Below are 12330 nucleotides of genomic sequence, written 5' to 3'. Positions count from 1 at the left end.
CTCGTAAGTTATGGATTTACTCATAACCGTAGAGTTATGGGTATGTCAAGCGGGATGGGAGGGGAGAGCGCTCGCTTCCGCCGTCATTGCGAGGAGCCCTTGCGACGAAGCAATCCATGCTGCTTCCGCGGAGGGAATCTGGATTGCTTCGCTTCGCTCGCAATGACGGTGGACGCCGCAGCGCTCCGCGACCCGCGCCAGCCGCACGATCACCGACTTGTCGTCCTTGGACAGCGCAACGCCGATGCCGCCGCCCTCGCAGTCGACACCGCAGCCGAGGCGGACCTTGGGGCCGTTCTTGGTGAACATGGCGTGGCCGCACGATCCGCTGGAATCGAAATCGCCGGAGCGATGGCGATAACGAAAGCCGAGGCGGAAGGAGTTGTGCAGCTCCTTGTCCTCCTTGTCGAACTCGGCCGAGATCAGCAGCTTCATCGAAGCGACCTTCTGCTTGGGATGCCGGGCGAGGTGCTCGGCATCATAGCGGCGGACGAAGCAGGCATAGGCCTTGTCGCCGGGCGGGCCGGCATACATCCGCGTATTGAAGGCCTCGGCCTCGGCCCTGGTCGGCTCGCGGGACTCGTCGCCGTCCTCGGCCCGGGCGGCGCCGACGAGGGCGGCAGGGAGAAACGGGAGGATGAGGGCAAGCTTCATGGGGCGCACCGGACGGGTTGAACATTTGGCGGCCCGCACCGGGATAGGGCGGCCGACAGGCGGTTAGTCGCCGGCCGGCTGCCGGGCGTTCAAGTGCTCATTCCGCGCACGTCCGCCGGCAGCCCCACGCAAGGTTCCCGCCTTAAGAATTTAGAAGGAGGGGCGTTGGTACACCCCAGGTTGTCGCAATTGCTGGTGGCGGTCAAAAAATGTCCGTAAGTCAGAACTTGCCCAATCTCGCGATCGGCTATTCCGTGCCGCGGTTGCTGACGGTGCTGGCGGCAGGCCTGCTGCTGTCGCTGCTGTTCGCCGCGATCGCATTCAACCTGTTTGATCTCAAGATCCTGACGCCGTTCCAGATCACGGTCTGCTATCTGGGCCTCACGGTATCAGGCGTTGCCACCCTCAGGGCGCTGTGGAGGCTGGTCGGCAACAGGGAGCCGGTCCTCTTCATCACCCGGGTCGGCATTCGCGACACCCGCATCGCCGACGACACCATCTCCTGGAGATCCGTGCGGGACATATCGGTCTGGGAGTTTCGCAGCCGGAAGATCGTCGTCCTCAGGCTTGACCCGCTCATCGCCGACCGGTTCGAGGGAGGCTTTCTGAAGCGCATCATATCGATGATGAGCGAGGCGATCGGCGCAGAGGGCGTGCTCATCAATCCGGGCGGCCTCAACATCGACGGCAACACGCTGCTCGAGACCTGCAATGAATACTGGAAGGCCGGCCGGATGGCCTATGCGCCCCGCCCGGTGTCGGAAGAGTCCGAGCCGGTCAGCTAGGGCGCTTGTCAGCTAATGTGGCTGAGCATCGGCCGAGCCGATGCCTTCCTGATTGCAGCCGTCAGCGCAGGCTGGCGTTGATCTTGTCCAGCACCGCCGAGCCCGGGCACAGCGTGTCCGCTTCCAGCGTGTTGAGCGGCGTCTCGACGGTGTTGAGATGCTCATGCAGATCTTCCGCATCGGGGTCGACGTACAGGAGCCCGGTGACGATCTGGCCTTTGGCGGCGTGCCGCGCGAGGAAGGTCTGGGCGCCGAGCCGGTCATGCGGATCGTAATCCGCGTCGATCTTGCGCAGCGCGATCTTGCTGCCGTCGTGCTGCTCGACCACCTGCACCGTGCCCGGCGCATAATCCACCGCGATGGGATCGCGGCCGACCAGCACGTCGAGCCGGTTCACGGCGTCGTTGTGCTCGCGGACATAGTCAAAACTCTTGGTCGAGCCGGCATGGTTGTTGAAGGCGATGCAGGGGCTGATGACGTCGATGAAGGATGCGCCCTTGTGACCGATCGCGGCCGCAATCAGCGGCACGAGCTGGCTCTTGTCGCCGGAGAACGAGCGCGCGACGAAGGTGGCGCCAAGCTGCAGCGCGATCGCGACGAGGTCGATGGCGTTGTCGGTGTTGGTCACGCCCTTCTTGCTCTTCGAGCCGCGGTCGGCGGTCGCCGAGAACTGGCCCTTGGTCAGGCCGTAGACGCCGTTGTTTTCGACGATATAGGTCATGTTGACGCCGCGCCGGATCGAATGCGCGAACTGGCCGAAGCCGATCGAGGCGGAATCGCCGTCGCCGGAGACGCCGAGATAGATCAGGTCGCGGTTGGCGAGGTTGGCGCCTGTTAGCACGCTGGGCATGCGGCCGTGTACGGAGTTGAAGCCGTGCGAATTGCCGAGGAAATAGTCCGGCGTCTTCGACGAGCAGCCGATGCCGGAGATCTTCGCCACGCGATGCGGCTCGATCGAGAGCTCGTAGCAGGCCTCGATGATCGAGGCCGTGATCGAGTCGTGGCCGCAGCCGGCGCACAACGTCGAGATTTTGCCCTCGTAGTCGCGGTGCGTGTAGCCGAGGTCGTTCTTCTTCAGCCCGGGATGATGAAATTTCGGCTTGGCAATATAGGTCATGATACGGCCTTGCGGAGCGGGGTCACCTTGAGGTGATCCTGGTGGTCGCCAATGGCTTTTGCGATGAAGCGGGCGGTGATCGGGGTGCCGTCATAATGCACGATCGGCACGAGGCGGACGGGATCGATGCCGTTCTCGTTGACGATGAGCTGGCGGAGCTGGCTGTCGCGGTTCTGCTCGACGACGTAGACGAAGTCGTGCTCGGCGAGGAAGCTTGCGACGCTGGAGTGGAACGGGAAGGCGCGGATGCGCAGGCGGTCGAGCTGATGCCCGCGCGCTTCCAAGAGGCCGATCGCCTCGTCCATCGCCGGCGAGGTCGAGCCGAAATAGATCACGCCATATTTGGTCGGCCGTTCCGCATTGGCCTGCAGCGGCCGCGGCACGAGGTCCTGCGCGGTCTCGAACTTGCGCACCAGCCGCTGCATGTTGTCGGCATAGACCGAGCCTTCCTCGGAATAGCGCGCATAGCGATCACGCGAGGTGCCGCGGGTGAAATAGGAGCCCTTGGTCGGGTGCGTGCCGGGATAGGTGCGGTAGGGGATGCCGTCGCCGTCGACGTCGAGATAGCGGCCGAAGTCGCGGCCTTCTTCCAGCATCTCCGCGGTCATCACCTTGCCGCGGTCATACTGCTTGGCATCGTCCCATTTCAGCGGCCGGCAGAGCCGGTGGTTCATGCCGATGTCGAGGTCGAGCATCAGGAAGATCGTGGTCTGCAGCCGCTCGGCGAGGTCGAACGCGGCGGCCGCGAACTCGAACGCCTCGGCCGGATCTTCCGGGAACAGCAGCACATGCTTGGTGTCGCCATGCGAGGCATAGGCGCAGGCGATGATGTCGCATTGCTGGGTGCGGGTCGGCATCCCCGTCGAGGGGCCGGCGCGCTGGATGTTCATGATCACGGCCGGGATCTCGGCAAAATATGAGAGGCCGATGAACTCGGTCATCAGCGAGATGCCGGGGCCTGAGGTCGCGGTGAAGGCGCGGGCGCCGTTCCAGGAGGCGCCGATCACGATGCCGATCGAGGCCAGCTCGTCCTCGCCCTGAACGATCGCGTACTTGGCCTTGCCGGTGTCAGGATCGTGCCGGTACTTCTTGCAGTGGGCGGTGAAGGCCTCCGCCACCGACGAGGACGGCGTGATCGGATACCAGGCACACACGGTCGCGCCGCCATAGACGGCGCCGAGCGCAGCGGCGCTGTTGCCCTCGATGAAGATGCGGTCGCCGACCTTGTCGGACTTCTTCACCCGCAGCCCGATCGGGCACTTCAAGTTCTGCAGCGCCCAGTCGCGGCCGAGATGCAGCGCATGGACGTTGGAGGAGAGCAGCTTCTCCTTGCCCTTGTACTGCTCGCCGATCAGCTGCTCGATCAGCTTCGGGTCCATGTCGAGCAGCGCCGAGAGGCTGCCTAAATAGATGATATTCTTGAACAGCTGGCGCTGGCGCGGATCGGTGTAGGTGGAGTTGGTGATCGCGGTGAGCGGCACGCCGATCACGGTGATGTCGTCGCGGAATTTGGTGGACGGCATCGGCTTGGTGGAATCGTAGAACAGATAGCCGCCCGGCTCGATGCCGGCGACGTCCTTGTCCCAGGTCTGCGGATTCATCGCCACCATCAGGTCGACGCCACCACGGGCGCCGAGGTGACCGTCTTCCGTCACCCGCACCTCATACCAGGTCGGCAGGCCCTGGATGTTGGAGGGGAAGATGTTGCGCGGGGACACCGGAACGCCGTGGCGCAGGATCGCGCGTGCGAACATCTCGTTGGCGCTGGCCGAGCCCGAGCCGTTGACGTTGGCGAAGCGGACGACGAAGTCGTTTACGCTGCTGAGCGGCTTTTTGTCGGGCATGTCGAACCTGCGTGGGTCATCTCGATGAAGTATTTCTGCATGTCCCAGGCACCGGTGGGACAACGCTCGGCGCACAGCCCGCAATGCAGGCAGACGTCCTCGTCCTTGACCATCACGCGCCCGGTCTTGAGATCAGACGAGACGTAGAGGTCCTGGTCCGGACGCGGCGTGGGCGCCTTCAGGCGATGGCGCAGATCGTCTTCCTCACCGTTATCAGTGAAGGTGATGCAGTCCATCGGACAGATGTCGGCGCAGGCGTCGCACTCGATGCAGAGCGAGGTCGAGAACACGGTCTGGACGTCGCAGTTCAGGCAGCGCTCGGCTTCGCCCAGCGCCAGCTTGACGTCGTAGCCCAGCTCGACCTCGGCGCGGATGTCCTTCAGCGCGATCACCTTGTCGCGATGCGGCACCTTGAAGCGCTTGTCGTTGGAGATGTCGTTGTCATAGCTCCATTCGTGGATGCCCATCTTCTGCGAGGAGACATGCACCTCCGGCAGCGGGCGCTCCGTGATGTCCTCGCCCGAGAGCATCTTGTGGATCGACAGCGCGGCGTCGTGGCCGTGCGCGACCGCCCAGATGATGTTCTTGGGGCCGAAAGCGGCGTCGCCGCCGAAGAAGACTTTCGGGTTGGTGGAGACGAATGTCGCGGGATCGACCTTGGGCATGTGCCATTTGTCGAACTCGATGCCGCAATCCTGCTCGATCCAGGGGAAGGCGTTCTCCTGGCCGACTGCGACCAGTACGTCGTCACAGGGAATGGTCTGATCGGGGTCGCCCGAAGGCACCAGATTGCGGCGGCCCTTGGCGTCGTATTCGGCTTTGACGTGCTGGAAGGTGACGCCGATGAGCTTGCCGGCGACATGCTTGAATGCCACCGGCACCATGTAGTTGAGGATCGGAATATCCTCGTGGATCGCGTCTTCCTTCTCCCAGGGCGAAGCCTTCATCTCCTCGAAGCCGGAACGCACGACCACCGTGACTTTCTCGCCGCCGAGCCGGCGCGCGGTGCGGCAGCAGTCCATCGCGGTGTTGCCGCCGCCGAGCACGATGACGCGTTTGCCGATCTTGTCGACATGGCCGAACGACACGTTGGCCAGCCACTCGATGCCGATATGGACATTGCCAGCCGCTTCCTTGCGGCCGGGGATGTCGAGCTCGCGGCCGCGCGGTGCGCCGGAGCCGACGAAGATCGCGTCGTATTTCTCCGCGAGCAGCGACTTCATGCTGTCGATGCGGTGACCGCCCTTGAACTCGACGCCGAGATTGAGGATGTAGCCGGTCTCTTCGTCGATGACGGAATTGGGCAGGCGGAATTTCGGAATCTGCGTCCGCATCATGCCGCCGGCTTCGGGATCGCCATCGAACACGGTGCAGTGATAGCCGAGTGGGGCGAGATCGCGCGCGACGGTCAGCGAGGCCGGCCCACCGCCGACCAGCGCGACGCGCTTGCCGTTCTTCGCGGTGGGATGCGGCAAGCGCTGCCTGATGTCGTCCTTGAAGTCGGCAGCGACGCGCTTGAGGCGGCAGATCGCGACGGGGTTCTCTTCGACGCGTCCGCGCCGGCACGCCGGCTCGCATGGACGATCGCAGGTGCGTCCCAGGATTCCTGGAAACACGTTCGATTTCCAATTGATCATGTAGGCGTCGCTATAGCGGCCTTGCGCGATCAGTCGGATGTATTCGGGAACCGGGGTGTGTGCAGGACAGGCCCACTGGCAATCGACCACTTTGTGAAAGTAGTCGGGGGCCGCGATATCGGTCGGTTTCATTCCTACCCTGTCCGCGCAGGCTCAAAGACCCGGCGGCCTCTTTTGAGCTTGTCGGACGCTTAACGCGCGTCGATCTGGTTTCTGAATGACGTCATTGGGTTAGCTTATTAGAACCGTTCCGGAGTACAACGGCAAATTTGCGCGCTTGCCCTCTTTCATGGGAGCTGCGCGCGCACAGCATCAATGGCCGCGCTCGTTCATGTGGCGGTGCAATATGTTGCGCTGCTCCATCCTCGTCATTGCGCGAGCGCAGCGAAGCAATCCAGTCTGTCGCCGCGACCGCAGTCTGGATTGCTTCGCTGCGCTCGCAATGACGGCATTGGCAGACAGCGCCGCAATCCCCCAATTCAGCTGCTCGCGATATCGCTCTTCGCGAGGTCCCACATCAGGCAGTAGGTGCCGACGGAGACGGGCAGCGGGAAGGGCGCGGCAGCGGGGCCGGTGAAGCGTTCGGCGATGATGGCGGAGACCGCGCCGACATGCGTGCCGTCGATCAGCACGAACCAGTCACGCGCGCCTTCATTGCGCACTGCTGGAATATCCGCCGTCGCGCCCGACAATTCCGGCTCGCTTTCGAGCAGATGCATCGAGATGATGCCGTCGCGATCGCCGGGCGCGAGCTTTTCTTGCAGTGCATCACGCCACGCGCCGGCGTTCTCGGCTGTGGGGCGCAGCCGCACCAGGCCAAGCGCGGCGCCGCGGCCGGTGCCCTTGCTGATGGTGATGCGCGCGACCACGCGCAGCATGTTCTTGAAATGCGCCATGGTTCGCTTCGACCATTCGGTCTGGTTGGCGAGCCGCGTCCGGTAGGCGGGACTGTCGAGCACTTCCAGTGTCTCGGTCGAGTACAGCGAGAGATATTTGGGATTAGCGGCATGCGCGACATAGCGCCGCGCTTCCAGGAAACCCTCGATCGCGACGCGCTCTTCCAGATGCTCGCGATCGTACCAGCGGTTGAAATCAGCTTCGTTAGCTGCATCGATATTCATCGACGTCAGCAGCATGCCTTTCCCGGCGAGCGGCATTTTCTTGTTGTCCTTCCTTCGCGCATTAGCGCGCGGCCTTCGACGCGAGGTCGGCGATCGACTTCATGACCGCGTCCCTCACGCCGGTATCATAGAGCGAATGTCCGGCTTCTTCCACGATCCGGATCTCGGAACCGGACCAAACTTTCGCTAGCCGCTCGGATGTCTCAGGAGGGCACAACAGATCGTAGCGGCCCTGCACGATGATGCCGGGAATGCCTTCCAGGCGGGCGGCGTTTCGCAACAACTGGTCTTCGCTCATGAAGGAATTGTTGACGAAATAATGCGCCTCCATGAACGGCGTCGCCGGAAGCGTGCGCCAGACGTTCAGCGAGGCAAGATCCAGCCGCGTCTTCGCCGCCTTGTGCTCGGACAGAGCGCGCTCGGTGTCGTGCCAGGCCCGCGAGGCCGGGCCATGCACGATCGGATCGGCATCGAGGATGCGGCGCCAATAGGCGTCGACCGGTTGTGTGCGCTCTTCGGGCGGCAGCACGCTCAAGAAATCCTCGGAGAGCGCGGGATAGAACTGCGACAGGCGCGACGTGAAGGCCGTCACGACCTCGGTCCGCGTGCCAAGAAAGGTCGCGCGCAGCGCGATGCCGGAGATGCGCTCGGGATGCGCCTCTGCATAGGCCAGCGCGAGTGTTGCGCCCCAGGAGCCGCCGACCACCATCCAGCGCTCGAAGCCAAACTTTTCGCGGATCTTCTCCATGTCGGCGATCAGGTGCGCCGTGGTGTTGTGCTGGCGCGATCCCTTGGGACGGCTGCGTCCGCAGCCGCGCTGGTCGAACAGCACGGCGCAGAAGCGCTCGGGATCGAACAGCTTGCGATGGTCGGGCTGGCAGCCGCTGCCGGGCCCGCCATGCAGATAGATCGCCGGGATGCCGTCGGCGCGGCCGACGCTCTCGACATAGATCTCGTGGCCGTCGCCGACGTCGAGCATATCGGAGGTCAGCGGTGCAAAGGGATCGGCACGTTTGGCTGCTGTGCCTGCGTCGGCGTCAGGCATCATTCCCGGATTCCAGAGTGCCGCCGGCGAAGTTGCGATAGAGGAAGCGGTTGGTCTCGCCCTCGGCCTCGCGCTCGGCCTGCTTGAAGATGGTCTCGTGCAGCGGCGACAGCGCGCAGGCCGGGTCGGTGTTGGCGGCATCGCCCGTCAGCGCAAAGGCCTGGCAGCGGCAGCCGCCGAAATCGATCTCGCGGAATTCGCAACTCTTGCACGGCTCCTTCATCCAGCCGGTGCCGCGATAGCGGTTGAAGGCGTCGGAGTTCTGCCAGATCCAGGCGATCGAATGGTTGGAGCGCACCGACTCGAAATCGAGCCCGGTGATGCTTTCGGCGGCGTGGCAGGGCAGCACCTTGCCGGCCGGCGAGATGTTGAAGAACTGCCGGCCCCAGCCGCCCATGCATTTCTTCGGCCGCAGCGCGTAATAATCGGGCACGACGTAGTCGATCGCGAGCGTGCCCTTCAGCCGCTCGCGCGCCTCCTCGACCAGGCGGGTGCATTCGTCGAGCTGCGCGACCGTCGGCATCAGCGCGGCGCGGTTCTTCAGCGCCCAGCCGTAATATTGGACATTGGCGACCTCGAGCCGGTCTGCGTCGAGATCGATCGACATCTGGATGATGTCGGGGAGCTGGTGCAGGTTCTGCCGGTGCATCACTGCATTGACGGTGAGCGGAAGCTCCAGCTCGCGCGTCCATTTGGCCACTTCGAGCTTCTTGCGGTGGCCGCCCTTGTAGCCGGCGACGCGGTCGGCGAGGCCTTCCTCGATGCCCTGGAACGAGATCTGCACATGGCAGAGCCCGGCATCGGCGAGATCGCTGAGCCGCTCGCGCGTCAGCAGCACGGCCGAGGTGATGAGGTTGGTGTAGAGGCCGACGTCACTGGCGTGCTTGACCAGCTCGACCAGGTCTTTCCGCGCCGTCGGCTCGCCTCCGGAGAAATGCACCTGCAGCACGCCGATCTCGGCAAGCTCGCTCAGCACCTTCTTCCACTCGTCCGTGGTCAGCTCCTTGCCGGAGCGATCGAGCTCGACGGGATTGGAGCAATAGGGGCATTGCAGCGGGCAGCGATGGGTGATCTCGAGCAGCACGGCGAGCGGGATGCCGAACGTTTCCGCGGTCGAGCGCTGCTTCTCCAGCACCGCGAGGCTGTCGCTGGCGTCCGGCGGTATAGTGGGATTGCCGAGCACGTCGCTCATGGCGTCTTCTCCCTGATCTCAGTGAGAAAGCCCTTGTCGGCGAGATCCTGCAGCATGACGACCACGTCGGCCAGGATCGCTTCGCGCGGAGCCGCGTATTTCGCCGCCAATTGATCGGCGACGTCGCCGACATTGCGCTTTCCATCGCAGAGCTGCAAGACCTCGACCGCGATCTCGTCGGGGGCCAGCACCCGTTCCGGCGCCAGGATCACCCAGACTTTTCGCGTCTCGTCGTATTTCAGCTTGGCATGCCGCGGCAGCACGGGGCGGCTTGCCTCGCTGACGCTGATGTTCCGCGGCCCGGCCATTGCTCGTGTTCCTCAGCTCGCTTTGGGCACGAACGCGCCCGGCGGAATGTTGCCTTCGACATAGGCGTGCTGGAGTGCGTCGAGCTGCACCCACAGTACGTTGGTCTTGAAGATCAGCGCGTTGCAGACCTGCGCGCGCTGTTCCGGCGTCGTGGCATGCGCCTTGACATAGTCGAGCGCAAAGCCGGCATCGCGCGGCGCCTGCGCCAGGCGACGCTTGAAGTAGCTCATGATGTCAGGATTGACGAAGTCGTAATGCTCCAGCATGCCGGAGATGCGCTCCTCGTGCAGGTTCGGCGCGAACAGTTCTGTCAACGAGGACGCGATCGCCTCCAGCGGGCTTTTTTCGCGGCAGTAATGCACATAGGCTTCCACGGCAAAACGCGTCGCCGGCAGGATGCCTTCGGTCGATTCCACATAGGCCGTGTCGAGGCCGAGGCCTTCGGTCAGTTTCAGCCAGCGCTCGATGCCGCCCTCGGAGCCGACATCGCCGTCATGGTCCTCGATGCGGTGGCGCCATTCCAGGCGCGTGGCGCGGTCGCGGAAGCGCGAGATCACCACCGCGTCCTTGATCGGGATCGTGCTCTGGTAATAGTAGCGGTTCAGCGCCCAGGCCTGCACCTGGCCCTTGCTAAGCTTGCCGCCGTGCAGGAGCTTATGGAACGGATGCAGGCTGTGATAGCGTGTCGCGCCGATATGGCGCAGCGTCGCCTCAAGCTCCTCCGCCGAGTTGAGCCTGATGTCCTTGCCGACAGAGAGCGCAGTCATTCCAGTCATCGACGCGGCATTCACAGCACGATCTCCGTTCCGTCGGCGGGTATCTGCCAGCCCGCCGCCTCGGCCGTCTTGCGTTCAGGCGTATCAGGCAGCAGCGCCGGGTTCGAGTTATTGATATGCAGAAACAGCTTCCTGTCGATAGTGAGATCGGCCAGCCGCGCGATCGCGCCATCGTGACCGGACATCGCTACGTGGCCCATGCTCTTGCCGGTCTTGTGGCCGAGCCCGGCCTTGATCATCTCGTCGTCCTGCCAGACCGTGCCGTCGAAGAACACCAGCGAAGCGCCGTCGATCTCGGCCTTGAGCGCATCGGTGACCTCGGCGCAGGCGGCGATGAAGTAGAAACACTTGCCGGTGGACTTGTCGGTGATCTTCAGGCCCAGCGTATCGCCGTCGCCGCTCTCGCCGCCGGGATGGGCCTTGCCTTCGAGATACCAGGCCGATTTGCCCGGCACCGCAAACGGAAGCACCTCCAGCCCTGAGCGCGCACCGTCGGGCAATCGCGGCTCGAAGGGCTCGCTGATGCCGATCGGCTGGCGCCTGACGTTCTTCTCGTTCAGCACGTTGAAGATGCTGTTGCTGGCCAGGATCGCCAGCACCTTCTCATGGGCATAGACCGTGAAGGGCGAGCCCTCGCGCATCGACAACAGGCCCGCCACCGCATCGACTTCGCTGTTGGTCAGGATCACGCCTGCAACAGGCGTATGGCGCAGCGCGCCCGCCTTGGGATGTAGCTGCGGCGTGGCGTTCAATTGCTGGCGAAGGTCGGGGGAGGCGTTGATCAGAAACCAGTGCTCGCCGTCGCCGCTGAAGGCAACCGAGGCTTGCGTCCTCTGAAGCTCATGTCCGCCAGCACGGGCCGCCCGGCAGCCCTCACACCCGCAATTCCATTGCGGGACTCCGCCGCCGGCCCCGGCGCCCAGGACGACGACGCGAAGCATGTTACGTCTCCTGGAGGCAACGTCGCGAGGTGGATCTCAGGGCGACACACTTCCTGTCGTTCGGAAACGGTCCGTGACCGAAAGACCCACCTGCGCAGAACGCGTAATCCACCAACCGCTTACTTGCGGGTGGCGCTCACATACATGTTGATTTCCATGCCGCAGGGCACTTCGACGATCTTCGGGGCTTTCCAGGCCATTTCGGCTCTCCATATTCGCGAATTCGGACGTATCCGCCCGATCGTTAAATTACTGCGGGCGTAAAAGTTCGCCAGTGAAATTTTCCCGAGAACGCCTATGTTGCGCCGCGAAAAGCGATGGTGGAACATCACTTCTGGGGACGCTGCCTTGTGCGCGGCGCATTCGGTCGCGAACCCTGTCCTGATAAAGCAGTTGTGAGTGCGGTGCAGCTTTCAATCCGCTACAGGCGACTCTAGCTGGAATTCGGTGATGCCAAGATACTACTTCAACACCCGCATCGGCGACGAACTGATCGTGGATCCTGACGGAGAGGACCTGCGCAACCCCGATCGCGCCTGGGAGGTCGCCCGCCAGATGATCCTGGAGGTGGTGAAGTCCGAGGGTGCCCAGCCGGCGCTGCTGGAGGCGGTCATCGAGGTCACCGATGTCGAGGGCGAGATCGTGCTGGAGTTTCCCTTCAGCGAGGCCCTGCTGGACATGCCGGACCAGTCCGCGACGCGGCATTGAGCCCCAGCGTTCCCACGCCGCAGCTTTTTCCGCCGTCATTGCGAGCGTAGCGAAGCAATCCAGAATCCCTCCGTGGAGGCAGTCTGGATTGCTCACATGGGGATTTGGTGTGTCAAGGTTTATGGTCAGCTCTTTGTTCGATTGCAGGCCAGCTCTTCGTCCCGACCGTGGAAGCGTGGAGATGGCGCGCGCAGCTCTAGT

At 63.7% G+C, this 12330-nt stretch carries 13 protein-coding genes; 2 read left to right on the top strand and 11 right to left on the bottom strand.

The features are described 5' to 3' along the window. Nucleotides 1–45 precede the first annotated feature (45 nt). Nucleotides 46–654 (bottom strand): hypothetical protein, encoded by a 609-nt coding sequence (locus RAD16_RS37980; protein WP_458162986.1) that lies wholly within the window; start codon nt 652–654, stop codon nt 46–48. Between the two features lie 209 nt (nt 655–863). Between RAD16_RS37980 and RAD16_RS37975 the strand changes: the two genes are divergently transcribed. Then, nucleotides 864–1439: an STM3941 family protein gene (locus RAD16_RS37975; RefSeq protein WP_458162985.1), complete on the top strand. Its 576-nt coding sequence runs from the start codon at nt 864–866 to the stop codon at nt 1437–1439. A 61-nt stretch (nt 1440–1500) separates the two neighbouring features. Here the strand turns inward: RAD16_RS37975 and RAD16_RS37970 are convergent, their stop codons facing one another. From RAD16_RS37970 to pqqA, 10 genes are all read right to left on the bottom strand, one after another. Beyond that, complete coding sequence (locus RAD16_RS37970; RefSeq protein ID WP_458162984.1) at nt 1501–2556, bottom strand: 2-oxoacid:ferredoxin oxidoreductase subunit beta; 1056 nt, start codon at nt 2554–2556, stop codon at nt 1501–1503. Beyond that, nucleotides 2553–4400, bottom strand: coding sequence for a 2-oxoacid:acceptor oxidoreductase subunit alpha (locus RAD16_RS37965; RefSeq protein ID WP_458162983.1), 1848 nt, complete (start codon nt 4398–4400; stop codon nt 2553–2555). The genes RAD16_RS37970 and RAD16_RS37965 overlap by 4 nt, the downstream gene beginning before the upstream one ends. Next, the gene (locus RAD16_RS37960) at nt 4370–6169 is read right to left on the bottom strand and encodes an FAD-dependent oxidoreductase (RefSeq protein ID WP_458162982.1); all 1800 of its coding nucleotides are present in this window, start codon (nt 6167–6169) and stop codon (nt 4370–4372) included. Before RAD16_RS37960 ends, RAD16_RS37965 begins: the two co-directional genes overlap by 31 nt. Nucleotides 6170–6516: 347 nt before the next feature. Then, nucleotides 6517–7194 carry a hypothetical protein gene (locus RAD16_RS37955; RefSeq protein WP_458162981.1) on the bottom strand — a complete coding sequence of 226 codons (678 nt, stop codon included), beginning with the start codon at nt 7192–7194 and terminating at the stop codon, nt 6517–6519. 25 nt (nt 7195–7219) lie between these two features. After that, nucleotides 7220–8206 (bottom strand): prolyl aminopeptidase, encoded by a 987-nt coding sequence (gene pip, locus RAD16_RS37950; RefSeq protein WP_458162980.1) that lies wholly within the window; start codon nt 8204–8206, stop codon nt 7220–7222. Further along, nucleotides 8196–9395 carry a pyrroloquinoline quinone biosynthesis protein PqqE gene (gene pqqE / locus RAD16_RS37945; RefSeq protein ID WP_458162979.1) on the bottom strand — a complete coding sequence of 400 codons (1200 nt, stop codon included), beginning with the start codon at nt 9393–9395 and terminating at the stop codon, nt 8196–8198. Before pqqE ends, pip begins: the two co-directional genes overlap by 11 nt. Beyond that, a complete protein-coding gene (pqqD, locus tag RAD16_RS37940; RefSeq protein WP_458162978.1) occupies nt 9392–9703 on the bottom strand; it encodes a pyrroloquinoline quinone biosynthesis peptide chaperone PqqD in 312 nt (103 codons plus the stop codon). The genes pqqE and pqqD overlap by 4 nt, the downstream gene beginning before the upstream one ends. Nucleotides 9704–9715: 12 nt before the next feature. Beyond that, the gene (gene pqqC, locus RAD16_RS37935) at nt 9716–10495 is read right to left on the bottom strand and encodes a pyrroloquinoline-quinone synthase PqqC (RefSeq protein ID WP_458162977.1); all 780 of its coding nucleotides are present in this window, start codon (nt 10493–10495) and stop codon (nt 9716–9718) included. Next, nucleotides 10492–11421, bottom strand: coding sequence for a pyrroloquinoline quinone biosynthesis protein PqqB (pqqB, locus tag RAD16_RS37930; RefSeq protein ID WP_458162976.1), 930 nt, complete (start codon nt 11419–11421; stop codon nt 10492–10494). The genes pqqC and pqqB overlap by 4 nt, the downstream gene beginning before the upstream one ends. 119 nt (nt 11422–11540) lie before the next feature. After that, entirely contained in the window at nt 11541–11621 is an 81-nt protein-coding gene (pqqA, locus tag RAD16_RS37925) for a pyrroloquinoline quinone precursor peptide PqqA (RefSeq protein ID WP_007595659.1), read from the bottom strand. Nucleotides 11622–11871: 250 nt separating this feature from the next. Here pqqA and RAD16_RS37920 point away from each other — a divergent pair, with 250 nt between their 5' ends. After that, nucleotides 11872–12129 carry a DUF6894 family protein gene (locus tag RAD16_RS37920; RefSeq protein WP_458162975.1) on the top strand — a complete coding sequence of 86 codons (258 nt, stop codon included), beginning with the start codon at nt 11872–11874 and terminating at the stop codon, nt 12127–12129. The last annotated feature ends 201 nt before the right edge of the window (nt 12130–12330 follow it).

It is taken from the genome of Bradyrhizobium sp. 18BD, from assembly GCF_054185225.1.
This window is presented reverse-complemented; position numbering and strand designations above follow the sequence as displayed.